We start from the raw sequence: 24545 nt of genomic DNA, 5'->3' as shown, positions 1-24545 counted from the left end.
GGCGCGCCCTTCGCTGAAGGCCGGGTGACCCTCTGTGACGCACGCTAATGAAGAGAAGCTGGTCGACTATCTGAGGCGAGTGGCAGGCGATCTGCACGAAACGCGTCAGCGGCTGCGCGAGTTGGAGGACCGCTCCCAGGAGCCGGTGGCAGTGGTCGGCATGGCCTGCCGCTACCCGGGCGGGGCCGACTCGCCCGAGAAGCTGTGGCGGCTCCTCGCCTCCGGCGCGCACGCCATGGGGGAGTTTCCGGCCGACCGCGGCTGGGACCTGGAGGGACTCTTCCACCCGGACCCGGACCACCCCGGCACCAGCCATGCCCGCGAGGGCGGTTTCCTCTACGACGCCGACCGGTTCGACCCCGAGTTCTTCGGGATCAGCCCGCGCGAGGCGCTGGCCATCGACCCGCAGCAGCGGCTGCTGCTGGAGGTGGCCTGGGAGCTGCTCGAACGCGCCGGAATCGACCCGCTGTCGCTGAAGGGCACCTCGACGGGCGTGTACGCCGGGACCGCGCTTCCCGGCTTCGGCACCCCGCATATCGAGAAGAGCGCCGAGGGCTATCTGGTCACGGGCAACGCGCCCAGTGTGCTCTCCGGCCGGGTGGCGTACACCCTCGGTCTTGAGGGCCCCGCGGTCACCGTGGACACCGCCTGCTCGTCCTCGCTGGTGTCGATGCATCTGGCGGCCCAGGCGCTGCGGCAGGGGGAGTGCACCCTGGCCCTGGCCGGCGGGGTGACGGTGATGGCGATCCCGAACGTCTTCACCGAGTTCTCTCGGCAGCGCGGGCTGGCTCCCGACGGCCGGTGCAAGGCGTTCTCCGCCGACGCGGACGGCACCGCGTTCTCCGAGGGCGTGGGCCTGGTGCTGCTGGAACGGCTGTCCGACGCACGCCGCAACGGCCATCAGGTGCTCGCCGTGATCCGGGGCTCGGCCATCAACCAGGACGGCGCCTCCAACGGCCTGACCGCCCCCAACGGTCCCTCCCAACAGCGCGTCATCCGCCAGGCGTTGGCGAACGCACGGCTGTCCCCGGCCGAAGTGGACGTGGTGGAGGCGCATGGCACCGGAACCCGCCTCGGCGATCCCATCGAAGCCCATGCGCTGCTCACCACCTACGGCCGGGACCGGTCCGAGGACCGGCCGCTGTGGCTGGGATCGGTCAAGTCCAACATCGGGCACACCCAGGGCGCCGCGGGGGTGGCCGGCGTCATCAAGATGATCATGGCGATGCGGCAGGAGACGCTGCCCGCCACCTTGCACATCGACCGGCCCACGCCGCATGTCGCATGGGACACCGGCGCCGTGCGCCTGCTCACCGAAGCCGTCGACTGGCCGCGCGGCGAGCGGCCCCGCCGGGCGGCGGTGTCCTCCTTCGGCATCTCCGGCACCAACGCCCATCTGCTGCTCGAACAGCCCCCCGCCGACGCGCCCTCAGCCCCGGATCGGACTCCTGGTCCGACCGCCGTGGACACCGCGCGGATGGTCAGCCGCGTAGTGCCGTGGGTGGTCTCCGCCCGTACCGACCAGGCGTTACGGGACCAGGCCGAGGCGCTCGCCGCACATCTCACCGCCCACCCCGGGCTGCCCGTGGCCGATGTGGGCTGGTCGCTCGCCCGGACCCGCTCGGCCTTCGAACACCGGGCCGTGGCCATCGGTGAGGACCGCGACGAACTGCTGGCCGCCGTGCGGGCGCTCGCCGAGGGCCGCAGCCACCCCGGGCTGACCCGGGCCACGGTGGCCGCCCGCTCCGGCGGCACCGCGTTCATGTTCACCGGGCAGGGCAGCCAGCGGCCCGGTATGGGCCGTGAGCTGTACCGGACCTTCGATGTGTTCGCCACCGCCCTCGACGACGCCTGTGCCCATCTGGACCCGCTGCTCGGCCACCCGCTGCGCGACACCCTCTTCGCGGCCGAGGACACCGACCAGGCGCGGGCCCTGCACGGCACCGGTGTGACCCAGGCGGCCCTCTTCGCCCTGGAGACCGCGCTCTTCCGGCTCGTCGAGTCCTTCGGCCTCACCCCCTCGTTCCTCACCGGCCACTCCGTCGGCGAGCTGGTGGCCGCGCATGTGGCGGGCGTGCTGTCCCTTCCCGCCGCCTGCGAGCTGGTGGCCGCCCGCGGTCGGCTGATGCAGGCGCTGCCGTCCGGCGGCGCCATGGTCGCCGTCGAAGCCACCGAGGAACAGGTCCTCCCCCTGCTCACCGGCCGTGCGGACCGCGTGGCGCTCGCCGCGGTCAACGGCCCCACCTCGGTGGTCGTATCCGGGGCCACGGAAGACGTCGACGAGATCGCCCGCACCCTGAAGGAGCAGGGGCACCGCACCAAGCGGCTCCGCGTCAGCCACGCCTTCCACTCGCCCCTGCTCCATCCCATGCTCGACGACTTCCGTGACGTGGCGCGGCGGCTCACCTACCACGCACCGCGCATCCCGGTGATCTCCAACGTCACCGGCCGGCCCGCCGCCCCCGAGCAGCTCCGCGACCCCGAGTACTGGGTACGCCACGTCAGCGCGCCCGTACGGTTCCACGACGGTCTGCGCACCTTGCACGGCGAAGGTGTGACGCGCTACCTCGAACTCGGGCCGGACGCCGTCCTCACCACCATGGCCCAGGACGCCCTGGCCGCCGGGACATCCCCTGCCGATGCCTCCGACGCGCCCGACACTCCTGACCCCGCGCCCGTGTTCGCCACCGCCCTGCGCCCGGGCCGCGACGAGCCCCGTACGCTGCTGACCGCGCTCGCCCTGACGCACATCGACGGCGGCACGGTCGACTTCGCCGCCGCCCTCCCCGAGGACGCGGGCCGTGTGGACCTGCCCACCTACCGGTTCCAGCGGCAGCGGTACTGGCGGCCCGTCCCGAACGCCACCGCCGACGTACGCGCCGTCGGCCTCGGCCCGACCGGTCACCCCCTGCTCCAGGCCGCCGTGGAGACACCCGACGGCAGGCTGCTGCTCACCGGCCGAGTGTCCCCGCACACCCACGCCTGGCTCGCCGACCACACCATCGCCGACAGCGTGCCCCTGCCCGGTACGGCCCTGCTGGAGCTGGCCCTCCTCGCCGCCGCGCACACCGGCTGCGAACTGCTCGACGACCTCACCCTGGAGACGCCGCTGATCCTGCCCGTCTCCGGCGCGGTACGGATCCAGCTCGCCGTCACCGCGCCCGACGAGACCGGACGACGGACCGTCACCATCGCCTCCCGCTCCGCCGACGAGGGTGGCGACGCCCTGGACGCCCCGGCCGCCTGGCGCCACCACGCCACCGGCGTACTGGCAGATCGGGTCACGCCACCGCCCGACGACGAACCGCGGGCCACGGCCTGGCCACCCGCCGGGGCCACCCCCGTCGACGTGGCGGACCTGTACGACCGGCTCACCGCGCAGGGCTACACCTACGGGCCCGCCTTCCGCGGCCTGCACACCGCATGGCGGCTCGGCGACGAGATGTTCGCCGAGGTACGCCTGGCCCCGGAACAGCGCGGCGAGGCCGACGGCTACGGACTGCACCCGGCCCTGCTCGACAGCGCCCTGCACCCGGTGGAAGAGCTCTTCGGCGGCGACCACGCGCCGGACGGCGCCGAGGGGACCGTCCGACTGCCGTTCTCCTTCAGCGGGGTACGGCTCTTCGCGACCGGCGCCACACGGCTGCGCGTACGCATCACCCCCACCGCACCGGACACCGTCACGCTGCGGCTGACCGACGACCACGGCGCGCCCGTGGCCACCGTCGACGCCCTCGGGCTGCGGGAGGTGTCCGCCGACCGCTGGCGCTCCGCCCGCGCCGCCACGGCCGACGCCCCGCTGTACCGCCTGGACTGGCAGCCGTATCCGGTCTCCGCCGACACCGCCCCGCCCACGGCGAGTTGGGTCACCGTCGGATCCCAATATCCGGGCCCTGACCTCCCGGCCCATCCGGACCTGGCCGCCCTGCGGGCCGCCCTCGACGGCGGACAGCCCGTCCCCGATGTCGTCGTCCTCGCATGCCCCGGCGCACCGGACACCGCAGCACACCCGGACGAGACGCCCGCCCGTGTCCGCGCGGCAGTCCATCACGTCCTCGGGGCGCTGCGCACCTGGCTGACGGACGAGCGGTTCAGCGGGGCCCGGCTGGTCATCGCCACCCGTGGCGCGGTCGCCACCGGCCCCGGGGACGAGCCCGCCGACCTGGCCACCGCGCCCGTATGGGGCCTGGTCCGCGCCGCCCAGGCCGAACACCCGGAGCGCATCCTGCTGCTCGACCTGGACGACGACACCGCGTCGCGAGATGTCCTGCGCACCGTCGTTGCGGCCGCTGTCACCGGTGCCGAATCCGAGGTGGCGGTGCGGGCCGGAACGGCCCATGTGCCCCGTCTGGTCAAGGTCCGCCCCGACCAGGATACCCCGCCCCGCGCCCCCCGTCAGGACACCCCGCCCCGCGCCCTCGACCCGGATGGTACGGCGCTGATCACCGGTGGCACCGGAGCGCTGGGCCGGCTGGTCGCCCGGCATCTGGTCACCGCACACGGCGCCCGCCATCTGCTGCTGGTCAGCCGGCGCGGGGGCATCACGGAGGACATCGACGCCTTCGCGGACGAACTGACCGCACTGGGCGCCGCGGACGTACGCATCGCCGCATGTGACGCCGCCGACCCCGAGGCGCTGGCCGCGCTGCTCGCCACCCTCCCCGCGGCGCATCCCCTGACGGCCGTCGTCCACGCCGCGGGGGTGCTCGACGACGGCGTGGTCACCGCCATGACCCCCGGGCAACTCGACACCGTACTGGCCCCGAAGCTGGACGCGGCATGGCATCTGCACCGGCTGACCCGGGACATGGACCCGGCCGCGTTCGTGATGTTCTCCTCCGCCGCCTCCATCATGGGCAACGGCGGCCAGGCCAACTACGCCGCGGCGAACATGTTCCTCAACGCCCTCGCCGAGTACCGCCGGGCAGAGGGACGGACGGCCCACACGCTGGCCTGGGGGCTGCTCGCGTCCGCCGGTGGCATGACCGGCCACCTGGACGACGCCGACCTCGCCCGGATGGCCCGCTCCGGGATCGCCCCCGTCTCCAACGAGCAGGCCCTCACGCTGCTCGACACGGCGCTCACCACCGACCACCCCACCCTCGTCCCCGCGCGCTTCGACCTCGCGGCGCTGCGCACCCGGGCCGCCGCCGGGCCACTTCCGCCCGTACTGCGGCGGCTGGTGCACCTCCCCACGAAGGCCGCGCGCAACACCGGGACGGCATCCTTGTCCGGGCGGCTCGCCGGGCTGTCCACCGAGGAGCAGGACCGGCTCATCGGAGAGCTGGTACGCGACCAGGTCGCCACCGTGCTGGCCCACCCCGCACCGGAGGCCATCGAACTGGGCAGGGCCTTCCAGGACCTCGGCTTCGACTCGCTGACGGCGCTGGACCTGCGCAACCGGCTCAACGCGGCCACCGGCACCCGGATCCCGGCCACCGTCATCTTCGACTATCCGACCCCCGACGCCCTGGTGCGCTTCCTGCGCGAGCGGCTGGTCGGGAGCGTGGCCGAGACACCGCTCCCGCCGACGGCCACCCTCGTGGCGGCCGACGACGACCCGATCGCCATCGTCGGCATGGCCTGCCGCTATCCGGGCGGCGTCGGCTCCCCCGAGGAGCTGTGGCGGCTGGTGGCCGAGGGCGTGGACGCGATCGGGGAGTTCCCCGCGGACCGCGGCTGGGACCTCGCGGGCCTCTTCGACCCCGACCCGGACCACACCGGCACCAGCTATGCCCGGGAGGGCGGATTCCTCTACGAGGCCCCACGGTTCGACGCCGAGTTCTTCGGGATCTCCCCGCGCGAGGCACTGGCCACCGACCCCCAGCAGCGGCTGCTGCTGGAGACCGCGTGGCAGGCGTTCGAGAGCGCGGGCATCGACCCGGTGACCCTGCGGGGCAGCCGGAGCGCCGTGATCACCGGGGTGATGTACGACGACTACGGCAGCCGCTTCCTGGGCCGTACCCCGGAGGGCGTCGAGGGCCGTCTGATGACCGGCAGCACACCGAGCATCGCCTCCGGCCGGGTGGCGTTCACCCTCGGCCTGGAGGGGCCCGCGGTGACGGTGGACACGGCGTGTTCCTCATCGCTGGTGGCCATGCACTTCGCGGCACAGGCCCTGCGGCAGGGGGAGTGCACCCTGGCCCTGGCCGGCGGGGTCACGGTGATGGCCACCCCGAACACCTTCGTGGAGTTCTCGCGGCAGCGCGGACTGGCCCCGGACGGCCGCTGCAAGCCGTTCGCCGCGGCGGCCGACGGCACCGGCTGGGGCGAGGGCATCGGCCTGCTCGTCCTGGAGCGGTTGTCGGACGCGCGCCGCAACGGCCGTGAGGTGCTGGCCGTGATCCGGGGCTCTGCCATCAACCAGGACGGCGCCTCCAACGGTCTGACCGCCCCGAACGGACCCTCCCAGCAGCGGGTGATCCGCCAGGCCCTGGCCACCGCACACCTCTCCCCGGCGGACGTCGACGTGGTGGAGGCCCATGGCACGGGCACCACGCTCGGCGACCCCATCGAGGCCCAGGCGCTGCTGGCCACCTACGGGCGGGAGCGGCCCGAGGGACGGCCGCTGTGGCTCGGCTCCATCAAGTCCAACATCGGGCACACCCAGGCCGCCGCGGGCGTGGCGGGTGTGATCAAGATGGTCATGGCGATGCGCCACGGGCTGTTGCCCGCCTCCCTCCACATCAACGCACCCAGCCCGCATGTGGAATGGGACGACGACGGAGTGCGGCTGCTGACCGAGGCGGTCGAGTGGCCACGGGCCGAGCGGCCCCGGCGCGCGGGTGTCTCCTCCTTCGGCATCAGCGGCACCAACGCCCATGTGATCCTCGAACAGGCCCCCGACCAGGATCAACATGCCGAGCGTGAGCCCGAGTCCGACGGCTCCCGGGTGGTGCCCTGGGTGCTCTCCGCGCGGGGCGCCGAGGCGCTGCGGGACCAGGCGCGGGCGCTGGCCGCGCGGCTGGCCACCGGGCCCACTGCCGAGCCGGTCGAGGTGGGCTGGTCCCTCGCCTCGCCCATCGAGGTGGGCTGGTCCCTCATCCGCTCCCGCACCCTCTTCGACCACCGCGCCGTGGTGGTCGGCGAGAGCCACGCCGAACTGATGGCGGCTGTCGAGGCGTTGGCGGCCGACGAGACCCACCCGGGCGTGGTCCACACGGGCACGGCTGCCACGACGGGAGGCGCGGGCCCGGTGCTGGTCTTCCCCGGCCAGGGCTCCCAGTGGATCGGGATGGGTGCCGGACTGCTGGACGCCTCCCCGGTGTTCGCCGCCCGGGTGGCGGAGTGCGAACGAGCGCTCGCACCCCACGTCGACTGGTCGCTCACCGACGTGCTGCGCGGGGTGGACGGCGCGGGCGATCTGAGCCGAGTGGATGTGGTGCAGCCCGTCCTATGGGCTGTGATGGTGTCCCTGGCCGCCGTATGGGCGGGCCACGGGGTGCGGCCCGCCGCCGTCGTGGGCCACAGCCAGGGCGAGATCGCCGCCGCCTGCGTGGCCGGGGCGCTCACCGTGGAGGACGGCGCCCGCATCGTGGCCCTTCGCAGCCGCGCGCTGCGCCAACTGGCCGGTGGCGGAGCCATGGCCTCCCTCGGCGTAGGTGAGGAACAGGCCACCGAGCTGCTGTCCGGGCTCGGCGACCGCGCCGCCGCCGTGGTCGTGGCCGCCGTGAACGGCCCCGCCTCCACGGTGGTGTCCGGGCCGCCGGAGCAGGCGGCCGCGGCCGTGGCCGCCTGCCGTGACCTCGGGGAACGGGCCAGGACGATCGAGGTGGACTACGCCTCGCACAGTCCCCAGGTCGACGAGATCGCCGATGAACTCACCGAACTGCTCACCGGAGTTGAGCCGGTCGGGACGTCCGGGTCCGGGGTGGCGTTCTACTCCACGGTGACCGGTGGCCGGGCCGATCCCTCCGTGCTGGACACGGGCTATTGGGTGCGGAATCTGCGGGAGCGGGTGCGGTTCGCCGAGACGATTCAGGCGCTGCTGGACGCCGGCCACCGGGTGTTCATCGAGGCCAGCACCCACCCCGTCCTCACGGTCGGCATGCAGGAGAGCTTCGAGGAGGCGGGCGTTCCCGCCGCCACCGTACCGACCCTGCGCCGGGACCACGGCGATCTCGCCCAGCTGGTGCGGTCGCTGGCCCAGGCGTTCACCGCGGGAGCCGAGGTCGACTGGACCACCCTCTTCCCCACCGATCCCGCGCCCCGCACGGTGCCGCTGCCCACCTACGCCTTCCAGCGCGAGCGCTACTGGCTCGAAGGCACCACGGGCCGGGGCGGCGACCCCGCCGACCTCGGCCTGGTCTCCGCCGATCACCCCCTGCTCGGCGCGGCCGTGGAGCTCGCCGACGGCAGCACCCAGCTGCTCACCGGACGGCTGACGGCCGGTGGCGGCGAGGGCTGGCTCGGCGAACACGTGGTGGCGGGCGCCCGGCTGGTGCCGGGCGCGGCCCAGGTCGAATGGGCGCTGCGGGCCGCCGACGAGGCGGGCTGCGGCGCGGTCGAGGAACTCGCCCTGCAGGTCCCGCTCGTCCTCCCCGACACCGGCGGGCTGCGCGTCCAGGTGGTGGTGGGCGAGGCCGCCGACGACGGCCGCCGCGAGGTACGGGTGTACTCCCGGCCCGACCGCGACGCCGAAACCACTACGGACCCGGTCTGGGTGTGCCATGCGGTCGGCGTACTCGGCCCCCACGGCGAACCGGCACCCCAGCCCAACGGAGCCTGGCCCCCGGCGGGCGCGGAGCCGGTGGACACGGACGGCTTCTACGAGCGCGCCGCGGCCGCCGGATACGGATACGGGCCCGCGTTCCAGGGCGTACGGAAGCTGTGGCGCGACGGAGCGGATGTGCTGGCCGAAGTGGCGCTCCCCGAAGCGGCGGGCGACCGGGCCGGATTCGGCATCCACCCGGCGCTGCTTGACGCCGCGCTGCACCCGGCGGGCATGCTCACCGCCGGGACCGAGCAGCAGCGCGTCACCGGCCGGGTGTGGCTGCCGTTCACCTGGAACGGAGTGTCGCTGTGGGCGGCCGGAGCGACCACCGTACGCGTCCGGCTGTCCCCGCGTGAGCAGGGCGCGGACGGTGAGCGGGCGCTGCGGCTGACTGTGGCCGACGCTATCGGCGACCCGGTCCTGACGGTCGACTCGCTGGTGCTGCGCCCCGCCCGTACGGATCAGCTGCGAACCGCGGGCCGAGGCACCGTGGACGGACTGTTCACCCTCGACTGGATCCCGCTCCCCGAGGCGGCGCCCGGCGCCGACACGGGGCTGCCCGAGCCGGTGGCCGGGGACGGCGGCTGGGTGGCGCTGGGCTCCGAGTGCGCGGAGTGGGGCCTGTTGCCGGGCGTGGTCCGCCACCCGGACCTGGAGTCGCTGGTCGCGGCGCTCGACGCCGGAACACCCGCGCCCTCGGTGGCGCTGACCGCCGTACCGGCCTCGGAGACGGCCGTGGACATCGGGGCCACCGAAGCCGAATCCCTGGCGGCCGTGCGGCGAACCCTGGACCTGCTGCGGGGCTGGCTGGCCGAACCCCGGCTGGCCGAGAGCCGTTTGGTGGTGGTGACCCACGGCGCGGTAGCGGCCGGCGGCCCGGTGGCGCAGGACACCGAGGCCGGGGCCGTGGACGCGGCCGGCGCCGCGGTGTGGGGACTGCTGCGCAGCGCACAGGCGGAGAACCCGGAGCGGTTCATCCTGCTGGACCGCGATCCGCACGGCGCGCCCGACGCCGACGAGATCGGCGCTACGGTGCTGGACGGTGTGCTGAGGGCCGTCGCCCTGGACGAACCACAGGTGGCGGTGGGCTCCGGCAGGGTGTGGGCGCCCCGTCTGATGCGCGCGGGCGGCCCCGGAAGCGGCGGCCTGGTGGGCCCGGTGGGAGAGTCCGCGTGGCGACTCGCCGTGCGGGGCGCGTCCACCGTGGACAATGTGACACCCGTGCCGTGCCCCGAGGCGCTGGCGCCGCTGGGGCCGGGAGAGGTCCGGATCGCGGTGCACGCGGCGGGCATGAACTTCCGCGATGCGCTCATCGTCGTCGGGATGTACCCCGGAGGCGGGGTGTTCCGCGGCAGCGAGGGCGCGGGCATCGTCGTGGACATCGGCCCGGAGGTGACCGGGCTCGCGGTGGGCGACCGGGTCATGGGCCTGTTCGAGGGCGCGTTCGGCCCCTGGGCGGTGGCGGACGCGCGCATGGTCGTGCCGATCCCCGACGGCTGGAGCTTCCGGCAGGCGGCCGCCGTGCCGGTGGTGTTCCTCACCGCCTGGTACGGGCTGGTGGACCTGGCCGGGCTGCGGGGCGGCGAAACGGTGCTGATCCACGCCGCGACCGGCGGTGTCGGCATGGCGGCCGTGCAGATCGCCCGCCACTTGGGCGCCGAGGTCTATGCCACGGCCGGCCCCGGCAAGCACGGGGTACTCGAGGAGATGGGCATCGATCAGGCGCATCGAGCCTCCTCGCGCGACCTGGACTTCGAGGAGGTGTTCCGCGAGGCCACCGGCGGACGTGGCGTCGACGTGGTGCTCAACAGCCTCGCCGGGCCGTACGTCGACGCCTCCCTGCGGCTGCTGGCCGACGGCGGACGGCTCTCCGAGATGGGCAAGACCGACATCCGCGAGCCGGAGCACCTCGCGGCCGCCTATCCGGGTGTCCGCTACCGCGCCTTCGACCTGGTCCCCGACGCCGGTCCGGACCGCATCGGCGAGATGCTGCGGGAAGTGAGCGAGCTGTTCGCGGCCGGAGCGCTGCGGCCCGCCCCCGTACGGCCCTGGCCGCTCAGCCGAGCGCGGGACGCGCTACGCCAGCTGAGCCAGGCCAGGCACATCGGCAAGCTGGTGCTGGACGTACCCGCCGCGGTCGATCTGGACGGCACCGTACTGATCACGGGCGGCACCGGCACCCTGGGTGCCCACATCGCCGAACACCTCGTCCGCACCTGGGGGATCGGCCGGCTGCTGCTGGTGAGCAGGCGCGGGCCGGACGCTCCGGGCGCCCGCGACCTGGCCGCCCGACTGGAGGAGCTGGGCGCGCGGGTGCGCCTTACGGCGGCGGATGTCACCGACGCCACGGCGGTGGCGGAGCTGGTGGCGGGCATCGACCCCGAGCATCCGCTGACCGGAGTCATCCACGCCACCGGTGTGCTGGACGACGCGGTGGTGACCTCACAGACCCCCGAACGGCTGGCGCGCGTCTGGACCGCCAAGGCCACGGCCGCGGCCCATCTGCACACGGCCACGGCCCATCTGCGGCTCGGCATGTTCGTCCTCTTCTCCTCCGCCGCGGGCACACTCGGCAGCCCCGGACAGGCCAACTACGCGGCGGCCAACGCCTTTTGCGACGCACTCGCCGCCCATCGGCGGGCCGCAGGGCTGCCCGGCGTATCGGTCGCCTGGGGCCTGTGGGCCGACGCCAGCGGGATGACCGGACACCTGGCCGAGGCGGATCTGGCCCGGATGTCCCGTACCGGTGTCGCCGCCCTGAGCACCCGGCACGGTCTGGCCCTGCTCGACGCCGCCGTCCAGCACGGCGGTGCCCATCTGGTCGCCGCCCACGTGGATACCCGCACCCTCGCCGGGCTGCCCGCCGACAGCCTGCCCGCCACGCTGCGCGCCCTGGCCGCCACGGGCGGCGGTGGCGGCACCGGGCGGCGGACCGCGGCGGCGGCCGGGGAAGGCCGCGAGGTCGACTGGGGCGCCCGGCTCGCGGGCCTGTCCACGGCCGAACGGCACCGACTCGTGCTCAACCTGGTCCGGGGCCACGCGGCCACGGTCCTCGGACACGCCGATGTGGACGCGGTACAGGCCGAGGCCAGCTTCAAGGAGCTGGGCTTCGACTCGCTGACCGCCGTAGAACTGCGCAACCGGCTCGCCGCCGCCACCGGACTGCGGCTGCCCGCCGCCCTCGTCTTCGACTACCCGGAAGCGGCCGCACTCGCCGACTACCTGCTGGAACGGCTGGCACCCGGCGACGGACCCACGCCGGGCCGGGACGCCGTCGACCCGGTCCTCGGCGAGTTGGCCAGGCTGGACACCACCTTGGCCACCCTCGTCACGGACGACGAAGGCCGGCAGCGGATCGCCAAACGGCTGGGCGCCCTCCTGGCGACATGGAACGGCGGCGGGTCCGGCGCCCCCGCCGACGCGACCGACTTCGACGCCCTCGAAGCCGCCTCGGACGACGAGATGTTCGAGCTCATTGACCGTGAACTGCCCTGATGGAGGCGCGGAACTGATGTCGGGTACCGAAGAGAAGCTCCGCCAGTACCTCAAGAAGGTCACGGCAGATCTGGGGCAGACGCGTCGGCGGCTTCGCGAGATGGAGGAGCGGTCACAGGAGCCGGTGGCCATCGTGAGCATGGCCTGCCGGTTCCCCGGCGGGATCGCCTCGCCCGAGGACCTGTGGGAGCTGGTCGCCTCGCGCGGGGACGCGATCGGGGAGTTTCCCACCAACCGTGGCTGGCGTACCGAGACCCTCTACCATCCGGACCCCGACCACTCCGGCACCAGCTACGTCCGCCACGGCGGATTCCTGGACCGGGCGGACGGGTTCGACGCCTCCTTCTTCGGCATCAGCCCGCGCGAGGCCCTGGCGGCCGAACCCCAGCAGCGTCAACTGCTGGAAGTCTCCTGGGAGTTGCTCGAACGCGCGGGAATCGACCCCACCTCGCTCAAGGGCACCCCCACCGGGGTCTACGCGGGCGCCGGAATTCTCGGCTTCGGCACCCCGCAGATCGAAAAGAGCGCGGAAGGATATTTGCTCACCGGAAACACCCTGAGCGTCGTCTCCGGCCGGGTGGCCTTCACCCTCGGCCTGGAAGGGCCCGCGGTGACGGTGGACACCGCCTGCTCGTCATCGCTGGTCGCCATGCATCTCGCCTGCCAGGCGCTGCGGCAGGGCGAATGCACCCTGGCCCTGGCCGGTGGCGTGACCGTGATGACCACGCCGAACACCTTCGTGGAATTCTCCCGCCAGCGCGGACTCGCCCCCGACGGCCGCTGCAAGCCCTTCGCGGCCGCCGCCGACGGCACGGGCTTCTCGGAGGGCGTCGGGCTCCTGCTGCTGGAACGGCTCTCCGACGCACAACGCAACGGACATCAGGTGCTCGCGGTGATCCGGGGCTCGGCCATCAACCAGGACGGCGCGTCCAACGGGCTCACCGCGCCCAATGGTCCCTCCCAGCAGCGGGTGATCCGCCAGGCGCTGATCAACGCCCAGCTCTCCTCCGCCGAGGTGGACGCGGTGGAGGCACATGGCACGGGCACCACGCTCGGCGACCCGATCGAAGCCGAGGCGCTGCTCGCGGCGTACGGCCAGGACCGGCCGGAGGGCAGGCCGCTGTGGCTCGGCTCGCTGAAGTCCAACATCGGCCATACGCAGGGTGCGGCGGGTGTGGCCGGTGTGATCAAGATGGTGATGGCGCTGCGCCATGAACTGCTGCCCGCCACGCTGCACGTCGATGAGCCGACCCCGCACGCGGACTGGTCCGGCGGTGCGGTGCGGCTGCTCACGGAGCCGGCGGAGTGGCCGAGAAACGAGCAGCCGCGCCGGGCGGGGGTCTCCGCGTTCGGGATCAGTGGCACCAATGCGCATGTGATTGTGGAGCAGGCTCCTGAGGGGGTTATGCCGGAGGTGGATTCCTCCGAGGTGGGTGGGGTGGTGCCGTGGGTGGTGTCGGGGCGGAGCGTGGAGGCGTTGCGGGGGCAGGCGGCGGCGCTGGCTGGGCGGGTGGGTGGTACGGCGGAGTTGTCGTCTGTGGACGTGGGGTGGTCGTTGGTGATGACGCGGTCGGTGTTTGAGCATCGGGCGGTGGTGGTGGGTGAGGGCTGTGGTGAGTTGGTTGCGGGGGTGGAGGCGTTGGCGGGGGGTGTGTCGCATCCGGGTGTGGTGATGTCGGGTGCGGCGGCGCTGACGGGTGATGTGGGTCCGGTGTTGGTGTTTCCGGGTCAGGGTTCGCAGTGGATGGGGATGGGTGCGGAGCTGTTGGAGGTGTCGCCGGTGTTTGCGGCGCGGGTGGGGGAGTGTGAGCGGGCGCTTTCGGCGTATGCGGAGTGGTCGTTGACGGATGTGTTGCGGGGGGTCGATGGTGCGGCGGACCTGAGCAGGGTGGATGTGGTGCAGCCGGTGTTGTGGGCGGTGATGGTGTCGTTGGCTGGGGTGTGGGCGGGGTATGGGGTGCGTCCTGCGGCGGTGGTGGGTCATAGCCAGGGTGAGATCGCGGCTGCGGTGGTGGCGGGTGCGTTGTCGTTGGAGGACGGCGCGAAGGTGGTGGCGCTGCGGAGTAAGGCGTTGCGACAGCTGGCCGGTGGTGGCGCGATGGCCTCACTTGGAGTAGGCCAGGAGCAGGCGGGCCAGTTGCTCTCCGACCTGGGCGCTCAGGCCGCTGGTGTAGGTGTGGCCGCAGTGAACGGGCCCTCTTCCACCGTGGTTTCGGGCCCGCCAGAGCAGGTGGCTGCTGTCGTCGCAGCGTGCCAGGAGGTGGGGGAGCGGGCGCGGCTGATCGAGGTGGATTATGCCTCGCACGGTCCTCAGGTGGAGGAGATCCGCGATGAGTTGAACGAGGTCTTGGCCGGTGTCCGTCCGCTTGATACGTCGGGTTCGGGTACGGCGTTCTATTCGACCGTGACCGGTGGTCGTGTGGCCACCACCGACTTGGATACCGGCTACTGGGTGGCGAATCTCCGGGAGCGGGTGCGGTTCGCTGATGCCGTCGAGGCGTTGGTGGCGGATGGGCATCGGGTGTTCATCGAGGCCAGTAGTCATCCCGTGTTGACTCTTGGTCTGCAGGAGACGTTTGAGCAGGTGGGTGTGGACGCGGTTGCCGTGCCCACGCTGCGTCGCGATCACGGCGGCCGGGCCCAGCTCCTGCACTCACTCGGGCAGGCGTTCGTCGCTGGGGTCGAGGTGGACTGGAGGGCCGCGTTCCCGGCCGATCCCACGCCTCGTACGGTCGATCTGCCCACGTACGCCTTCCAGCACCAGCGTTACTGGATGAACGCCTCGGGCGCGGTCGGCGACCCCGGCAGGCTCGGCCTGGTCGCAGCGGACCATCCGTTGCTCGGCGCCGCCGTGGAGCTGGCCGATGGCAGCACCCACCTGCTCACCGGGCGCATCTCGGCAGTTGGCGGCGACGACTGGCTCGGCGAACACATCGTGGCGAACGCCGTCCTGGCCCCGGGCGCTGCGCTGGTGGAGTGGGCACTGCGGGCGGCCGACGAGGTCGGCTGCGGTGGGATCGAGGAGCTGGCGCTCCAGGTGCCATTGGTGCTGCCGGAGTCGGGCGGGCTGCGTGTCCAGGTGGTGGTGGGCGCGGCGGCGGAGGACGGGCGGCGCGATGTGCGGATCTACTCCCGTCCGGACGGCGAGGGCGACGCGGGGACCGATGCGGGCTGGCTGTGCCACGCCGAAGGGGTGCTGAGCCCCGCATCGGAAGGCGCGGGCCGGCCGGCCGAGGGACTGGGTGGAACATGGCCTCCGGCGAGTGCGAAACCGGTGGATCTGGAGGGGTTTTACGAGCGTTCCGAGGCGGCGGGCTATGCGTATGGGCCGTCTTTTCAGGGGCTGCGCGCCGTGTGGCGGGACGGCGCTGACCTGCTGGCCGAGGTGGCGCTGCCCGAGGCGGCCGGGGACGCGGACGGCTTCGGCATCCACCCGGCGCTGCTCGACGCGGCCCTGCATCCGGCCCTCCTCTTCGACACCGGATCCGAGCGGGAGCGGGGCGGCGGCCAGGTGCTGCTGCCGTTCGCCTGGAACGGGGTGTCGTTGTGGGCCGCTGGAGCGAGCACGGTACGTGTGCGGCTCACCCCGCATCGGGGCGGCGCCGAGGGCGAGCGCGGGCTGCGGCTGGTGGTGGCCGATGCCGTGGGCGACCCCGTTCTGACGGTCGACTCCCTGGTGACACGGCCGGCGTCCGTAGAGCAGTTGCGGGGGGCGGCGACGGCACGTGGTGTGGATGGTCTGTTCGTCCTGGACTGGACCCCACTGCCGCAGTCCACAGGAGCCGATGGGGCGGTGGCCGATCGCGCTGATTGGGCGGTGCTGGCGGCCGAGGGGGCGCATCCGGATCTGGAGGCGCTTCTCGCGGGGCTCGATGAGGGGAAGCCGGTCCCGGCCGTGGTTCTCGCCGAGTTCCCGAGCCCGGACGTCGACGCCGACACCGCGACCGATATGGCGACTGCTGGTCTGGCGGTGGCGCGAGGCGTCCTGGAGTTGGTGCAGAAGTGGCTGGCCGAGCCACTGCTGGCCGATGCGCGGTTGGTCGTGGTGACGCGTGGCGCGGTCGCCGTCACCCACGCCGAGGGCGATACGAATGTGGCTGTCGCAGCGGTGTGGGGTCTTCTGCGGAGCGCTCAGGCGGAGAACCCGGGACGCTTCCTTCTGCTCGATCTCGAACCGGATCTCGCCCTCGAACTGGATTTCGGCCTCGAACCGGATGGGGATCGAGAGCTCGGCCTTCAGCTGCGGGACGCCATCACACAGGCGATGGACCTGGATGAGCCGCAGTTGGCCGTACGGGATGGCCGGGCGTGGGTGCCACGGCTCATCCGTGCCTCCGCCGACAGCGGTCCGGAGGAGCGGGACCACCCGGCGGCGCTCGATCCCGACGGCACCGTCTTGGTTACGGGCGGCACCGGCACCCTGGGCGGCCTGGTGGCCGAGCACCTGGTGCGCACCTGGCAGGTCGGCCATCTGCTCCTGGTGAGCCGTCGCGGGCCGGACGCCCCGGGGGCCCGCGATCTGGCCACCCGCCTGGAAGGGCTGGGCGCGCGGGTGCGGATCGCCGCCGTGGACGTCACGGACGCGTCGGCGGTGGCCGAGCTGGTGGCGGGGGTCGATGCCGAGCATCCGCTGACCGGTGTCATCCATGCCACGGGGCTGCTCGACGACGCGGTGATCACCTCGCAGACACCTGAACGGCTGGCCCGGGTGTGGGCGGCCAAGGCCACGGGCGCGGCGCACCTTCACACCGCCACCGCCGACCTTCCGCTGTCCCTGTTCGCGATGTTCTCGTCCGCCGCCGGGGTCATGGGCAGCCCGGGCCAGGCCAACTACGCGGCGGCGAACGCCTTTTGCGACGCCCTCGCCGCCCACCGTCACGCCCATGGCCTTCCCGGGCTGTCGGTGGCCTGGGGCCTGTGGGCCCACTCCAGTGAGATGACCGGAAAGCTCGTCGCGACGGACCGGGCCCGGATGTCCCGCTCGGGTATCGCCGCGATGTCCAGCGAGACGGCGCTGGGCCTGCTCGACGCCGCCTGTGCGCAGGGTGGCCCGCTGTGTGTCGCCGTGGACTTCGATCCGGCCGGGGTGGCTGGTGGGGATCTTCCGGCGGTGTTGCGGGGGTTGGTGGCCGGTCGTACCGGGCGGCGGATGGCGGCTGGTGAGGCAGGGGTTTCGGGGTTGGCTGGGCGGTTGGTGGGGTTGGGGGATGCCGCTCGCTTGGATGTGGTGGCGGAGGTGGTGCGGGGTGGTGTGGCGGTGGTGTTGGGGTTCGCTTCCGCTGGTGAGGTGCGGGTGGATGCCGCGTTCAAGGAGTTGGGCTTTGATTCGTTGACGGCGGTGGAGTTGCGTAATCGGTTGTCGGTGGTGACGGGGTTGCGGTTGCCGGCGACGTTGGTGTTCGACTATCCGACGCCTCGGGTGCTGGCGGAGTATCTGTGCACCCGGCTGACCGGCGAGACCGCCGGTTCCGGTGCGCACACTCCCGTCGTGGCGGCGACCGATGCCGATGAGCCGATCGCCATCGTCGCGATGACCTGCCGATTCCCGGGCGGGGTCAGCTCTCCGGAGGAGCTTTGGGATCTGGTCGCCTCGGGCCGTGACGCCATCGGGGAGTTTCCGACCGGCCGAGGCTGGGACCTGGACGGGCTCTTCCACCCCGATCCTGACCACCCCGGCACCTCGTACGCGCGCAAAGGCGGGTTCCTCTACGACGCCGATGCGTTCGACGCGGCGTTCTTCGGGATCAATCCTCGGGAGGCGCTGGCCACCGATCCGCAGCAGCGGTTGCTGTTGGAGGCGTCGTGGGAGGTGCTGGAGCGGGCGGGGATCGACCCGGTGTCGTTGAAGGGCAGCCCGACCGGGGTGTACGCGGGCGTGATGTATCACGACTACGCGGCCGGGCTCAGCGGCGGCGACGCGCGGCTGGAAGGCTACGCCATGCTGGCCAGTTCGGGCAGCGTGGTCTCGGGCCGGGTGGCGTACACGCTGGGCTTTGAGGGTCCTGCGGTGACGGTGGATACGGCGTGTTCGTCGTCGTTGGTGGCGATGCATCTGGCGGCGCAGGCGTTGCGGCAGGGGGAGTGCACGCTGGCGTTGGCCGGTGGGGTGACGGTGATGGCCACCCCGGATGTGTTCACCGGTTTCTCCCGTCAGCGTGGTCTGGCCCCCGATGGCCGGTGCAAGCCCTTCGCGGCCGCCGCCGACGGCACCGGCTGGAGCGAAGGCGTGGGCGTCCTGCTGCTGGAGCGGCTGTCGGACGCCCGGCGCAACGGGCACGACGTCCTGGCCGTGATCCGCGGCTCCGCCGTCAACCAGGACGGTGCGTCGAATGGACTCACCGCGCCGAACGGTCCCTCGCAGCAGCGAGTCATCCGCCAAGCGCTGACGAGCGCCGGGCTGTCGCCGTCCGACATCGATGCGGTGGAGGCGCATGGCACGGGTACGACGCTGGGTGATCCGATCGAGGCGCAGGCGCTGCTGGCCACCTACGGTCAGGATCGCCCTGCCGGGCAGCCCTTGCTGCTCGGCTCGATCAAGTCCAACATCGGCCATGCCCAGGCGGCGGCGGGCATCGCGGGCGTCATCAAGATGGTGCAGGCCATGCGCCACGGCACGCTGCCCGCCTCTCTGCACATCGACGAACCCACTCCCCATGTGGACTGGGACAGCGGTGCGGTGCGGCTGCTGACCGAGAGGGTCGAATGGCCGAATGGTGAGCGGCCGCGCCGGGCCGGTGTGTCCTCGTTCGGCGCCTCCGGCACCAACGCCCATCTCCTTCTGGAGCAGGCCCCCGAGCCGGGCGAGCGTGCCACGACCGAGCCCGTGATCTCCCCCGATATGCGGGCTGTTCCATGGACACTGTCCGCGCGGAGTGCGGAGGCGCTGCGCGGCCAGGCCGCCGCGCTGGCCGAACGCATGGCCAACTCCGCTGAGACGACAGCGGTCGATGTGGGATGGTCACTCGCCACCACGCGATCGCTCTTCGAGCACCGGGCGGTGGCGTTGGGCGATGACCGCGCCGAGCTGTTGGCCGCCGTGGCGGCGCTGGCGAGCGGTGAGCCACATCCGGGGGTGGCGCTCCCCGTCAGTGGCGCGGCGACGGGCAAGACGGTGTGGCTTTTCAGCGGTCAGGGCAGCCAGCGTGAGGGGATGGGGGCCGGGCTGTACGAGCGGTTCCCGGTGTTCGCCACGGCGTTCGACGAGGTCTGCGGTCTGCTCGACCCTCACCTGGAACACCCCCTTCGCGACGTGGTGTTCCACGGTGTGGCCGAGCGGCCCGGGTTGCTGGACCACACCACCTACGCCCAGGCCGGACTGTTCGCCCTGCACATCGCCCTGGCCCGCCTGCTCGACTCACTCGGCGTACATCCCGACGCGGTCATCGGCCACTCGATCGGCGAGATCGCGGCCGCCCATGTCGCCGGAGTCTTCGACCTCCCCGACGCCTGCCGTCTCGTCGCCGCCCGCGCCACCCTGATGGGTGGGCTTCCTGAGGGCGGAGGCATGGTCACCATCGCGGCCACCGCGGACGAACTCGCCGAGGACCTGGCCCGATACGACGGTCAGGTGGGCATCGCCGCCCTGAACACCCCCGGCAACACCGTCGTCTCCGGCCCGGTCGAGCTGGTCGCCGGCATCGGCAACGTCTGGGCGGCGAAGGGCCGCAAGACCAGGACCCTGACGGTCAGCCACGCCTTCCACTCCCCGCTGATGGACCCGATCCTGGAGCCGTTCGCCCAGGCCATCGACGGCCTGACCTTCCACCGGCCCACCCTTCCGGTGCTCAGCAACCTCACCGGTGAGCCGGCCGACGAGGAGATGGCCGCACCGGGCTACTGGGTGCGCCATATCCGCCAACCTGTCCGCTTCCACCCCGCCATCGCCCATATCGCGCCCGACACCGGCGTCTTCCTCGAACTCGGCCCCGACCCCGTCCTGGCCACCGCGACCCAGCACACCCTTCAGCACCTCACCGCCGACGAGGCGACGACCGACACCGACACCGACACCGATACCCACGAGGGCGGGGCCGGGCCCGGGCGGCCGACTCCGCTGGTCACAGCGACCCTGAGCCGTAAGCGACCCGATGTGCACGCACTCGGCCACGCCCTCGCCCAACTGCACACCCATGGCACCGATGTCGACTGGGCCCACTGGTTCCCGGCAGACCCGGCGCCCCGGACGGTCGACCTGCCCACGTACGCCTTCCAGCGCGAGCGTTACTGGCTGGCCCAGGGCGGTGGCGTCGGCGATGTGGGGGCCGCCGGTTTGCAGCGGGTCGAACATGCGCAGCTGCCGGCGGCCGTCGGGCTCGCCGACGGCGGGCTGGTGCTCACCGGTCGCGTCTCGGCCGGTGGCGCCGGGGGCTGGCTGGCCGAGCATGTGATGGCGGGCGCCGTGCTGGCGCCCGGGGCGGCGCTGGTCGAGTGGGCGCTGCGGGCCGCCGATGAGGCGGGCTGCGGCGGGGTGGAGGAACTGGCGCTCCAGGTGCCGCTCGTTCTGCCCGCGTCCGGTGGGCTGCGCGTTCAGGTGGTGGTCGGCGTGGCCACCGAGGACGGGCGGCGTGATGTGCGGGTGTACTCCCGGCCCGACCGAGATGTCGAGCCCGGTGCCGAACCGGGCTGGGTATGCCATGCCGAGGGCGTTCTGAGCCCGCCGTCCCCGCAGGGCCCCGCGCGGGGCCCTGCGGACGAGCCGGGCGGGGTATGGCCCCCGGCGGGCGCGGAGCTCGTACGGCTGGACGGGTTCTACGAGCGCGCCGCGGCATCGGGGTACGCCTACGGCCCGTCGTTCCGAGGCCTGCGGACCGTATGGCGGGACGGCGCGGATGTGTTCGCCGAAGTGGCGCTGCCCGAGGCCGCCGGAGAGCCCGAGAGATTCGGTATTCATCCGGCACTGCTGGATGCCGCGCTCCATCCGGCGTTCCTCCTCGACCGGCCCGGGCAGGAGCACGAGGACGGCCGGGTGTGGCTGCCGTTCGCCTGGAGGGGCGTGTCGCTGTGGGCGGGCGGCGCCACGACCGTACGGGTCCGGCTCTCGCCCCGGGAGCTGGAGGCGGGTGGCGCCGAGGACGAGCGCGGTCTGCGGGTCGAGGTGGCCGACGCCCTGGGCGGTCCGGTACTGACCGTCGACTCGCTGGTGATGCGATCGGCCGACGTCGACCAACTGCGAGCCTCCGCCGGTCCCGGGCCCGAGGTGGACGGACTGTTCACCCTGGAGTGGACGCCCCTGCCCGTCCCCGCACCGGACACCGGCGCCGGACACCACGAGCCGGATCCGGCGGACGGCGGTGAGTGGGTGGTTCTGGGCTCGCAGGAGTGCGGGCCGATCGTGCCGGGCGCGGTACACCATCCGCATCTGGAGTCGCTGGTGTCCGCGCTCGACGGTGACGGCCCCGCCCCCGCGGTGGCCATCGCCTATCTGCCCGCGCTCGGCGGCCCGTCCGGCGGGGACGCGGGTGAGGACCTGGCGTCCGCCGGTCTGGCGGCCTCGCAGCGGGTGCTGGAGCTGGTGCGGGGCTGGCTGGCCGAACCACGCCTGGCCGACGCCCGGTTGGTGGTGGTCACGCGGGGAGCGGTCACCATCGACACCACCGAGGCGATCGACACTTCCAAGGCCGAGGGAGCCTCCGAGGCGGACGGCGCCTCCGAGGCGGACGGCGCCTCCGAGGCGGACGGCGCCTCCGAGGCGGACGGCGCCTCCGAGATGGACGGCGCCTCGGACCGGGACGGCGCCCGGGCGGGTGGCCTGGACGTGGCCGGGGCCGCCGTGTGTGGGCTGGTGCGCAGTGCGCAGGCGGAGAACCCGGGGCGATTCCTCCTGGTCGATCTCGACCCGGACTCCGAGCCGCTCGAAGAGAGTGTGCGCGGCGCCGTGGTGTGGGCGGCGCACCTGGACGAGCCGCAGGTCGCGCTGCGGGCGGGGCGGCTCCGGGTGCCCCGGCTGATGCGTGCCGGTGGCGTGAGCAGCGGAGGTGTGGCCGCACTGGTGGGACAGCCCGCATGGCGGCTGGAGCTGACCGGCGCCGCCACGGTGGAGAACGTGAAGCCGGTGCCGTGCCCGGAGGTGCTCGAGCCCCTCGGACCGCGTCAGGTGCGGGTGGCGGTGCACGCGGCCGGTATCAACTTCCGCGACGCGCTCATCAGCCTGGGCATGGTCCCGGGCCAGACCGGGCTCGGTGGCGAGGGCGCCGGTGTGGTGCTGGACGTAGGCCCCGAGGTGACCGGGGTCGCGGTGGGCGACCGGGTCATGGGGGTCTTCGACCGCGCGTTCGGCCCGACGGCGGTGACCGACGCCCGTATGGTGGCGCCCGTTCCCGCCGGGTGGACCTCTGCGCAGGCGGCCTCGGCGCCGGTGGCGTTCCTGACCGCCTGGTACGGGCTCGTCGAGCTGGCCCGGCTGCAGGCCGGGGAGACGGTCCTGATCCATGCCGCGACCGGCGGTGTGGGCATGGCGGCCGTACGGATCGCCCGGCATCTGGGGGCGGAGGTCTACGCGACGGCGAGCCCCGGCAAGCACGGGGTGCTGGAGGCGATGGGCATCGACGAGGCACACCGGGCCTCGTCCCGCGATCTGGACTTCGAGGAGGTGTTCCGCGGGGCCACCGGTGGGCGTGGCGTCGATGTGGTGCTGAACAGCCTCGCCGGACCCTTCGTCGACGCGTCGCTGCGGCTGCTGCGCGAGGGTGGCCGGCTGATGGAGATGGGCAAGACCGACCTCCGTGACCCCGAGCACATCGCGGAGGAGCACCCCGGGGTGACGTACCAGGTCTACGACCTGATCACCGACGCCGGGCCCCAGCACATCGGCCGGATGCTGGGCGAACTGGGCGAGCTGTTCGCCACCGAAGCCCTGCGGCCGCTGCCGGTGCGGACGTGGCCGCTCAGCCGGACACGTGAGGCGCTGCGCCATCTCGGCCAGGCCAAGCACACCGGCAAGCTGGTCCTGGACGTTCCCGCCCCGGTGGACCCGGACGGCACCGTCCTCATCACCGGTGGTACCGGCACCCTGGGCGCGCTGGTCGCCGAACACCTCGTACGCGTATGGGGGATCGGGCATCTGCTGCTGGTGAGCCGCCGGGGCCCGGAAGCGCCGGGCGCCCGGGACCTCGCCGACCGGCTGACCGCCCTCGGCGCGCGGGTACGCGTCGTCGCCGCCGATGTCACCGACGCGGCGGCCGTGGCCGATCTGGTGGCGGGGGTCGACCCCGGGCATCCGCTGACCGGAGTCATCCATGCCGCGGGTGTGCTGGACGACGCGGTCGTCACCGCGCAGACTCCCGAGCGGCTGGCCCGGGTCTGGGCGGCCAAGGCCACCGCCGCGGCGCATCTGCACGCCGCGACGGCACATCTGCGCCTGGGCGCGTTCGTGCTGTTCTCGTCGGCCGCCGGGGTCATGGGCAGTCCGGGTCAGGCCAACTACGCGGCGGCCAACGCCTTCTGCGACGCGCTTGCGGCCCACCGCCAGGCATTGGGCCTGCCGACGGTCTCGGTGGCATGGGGCCTGTGGGCCGAATCCAGCGAGATGACCGGCGGCCTGGCCGACGCCGACCTGGCCCGGATGTCCCGCTCGGGCGTCACCGCGATGACCGCGGACCACGCTCTCCGGCTGCTCGACGCGGCGGCCGAGCACGGTGGCCACCAGCTGATCGCGGCGGACATGAACACCCGTGTCCTGGCCGCCCAGCCCGCCGACGCTCTCCCCGCCACGCTCCGCGCCCTCGCCGCATCCGGCGCCGGTGGCGCGGCGGCACGGCGTACGGCGGCGGCAGCCGATGCGCGGCCGGACGACTGGGCCGGCCGGCTGGCCGGCCTGTCCGCCACGGAACAGCACCGCGCCGTACTCCAGTTGGTCCGTGGCCACGTGGCCACCGTGCTGGGGCATTCCGACGCCGAAGCGGTGCAGGCCGACACCAACTTCAAGGAGCTCGGCTTCGACTCGCTGACCGCCGTAGAACTGCGCAACCGGCTCGCCGCCGCCACCGGTCTGCGGCTGCCCGCCGCCCTCGTCTTCGACTATCCGGAAGCGGCCGTGCTCGCCGACTACCTCCTGGAGCGCATCGCTCCGGCGGTCGGCACCGCCACGGGCCGGGATGGCGCCGATCCGGTCCTCAACGAACTGGCCAGGCTCGAGGCCACCCTGATCGGCCTTGAGATGAAGGACGACGATTCGGGAGCGGTCACGGCACGGCTGGAAAGCCTGCTGGCGAAGTGGAAGGCGACACGAAAGCCGGCGGAGGAAGAAAAAACCGCCGCGGAGAGGCTGGAGTCCGCGTCCGCGGCCCAGGTTCTCGACTTCATCGACAACGAACTGGGTGTGTCCTGAATGTGCCGGGCG

The 24545-nt window shown here is 73.1% G+C and carries 2 protein-coding genes; both read left to right on the top strand.

Features of this window, described 5'->3' with window-relative positions:
• Positions 1 to 34: 34 nt before the first annotated feature.
• Entirely contained in the window at positions 35 to 12208 is a 12174-nt protein-coding gene (locus J8403_RS04075; protein ID WP_211121905.1) for a type I polyketide synthase, read from the top strand.
• Between the two features lie 16 nt (positions 12209 to 12224).
• Complete coding sequence (locus J8403_RS04070) at positions 12225 to 24533, top strand: type I polyketide synthase (RefSeq protein WP_211121904.1); 12309 nt, start codon at positions 12225 to 12227, stop codon at positions 24531 to 24533.
• Positions 24534 to 24545 lie beyond the last annotated feature (12 nt).

It is taken from the genome of Streptomyces yatensis (assembly GCF_018069625.1).
Taxonomy (GTDB): Bacteria; Actinomycetota; Actinomycetes; order Streptomycetales; family Streptomycetaceae; genus Streptomyces; species Streptomyces yatensis.
The sequence above is the reverse complement of the archived record's forward strand: the minus strand, read 5'-3'. Positions and strand labels throughout refer to the sequence as shown.

Coding starts and splice junctions, on each gene's coding strand:
- J8403_RS04070 (WP_211121904.1), top strand. CDS start 12,225: ATGTCGGGTACCGAAGAGAAGCTCCGCCAGTACCTCAAGAAGGTCACG.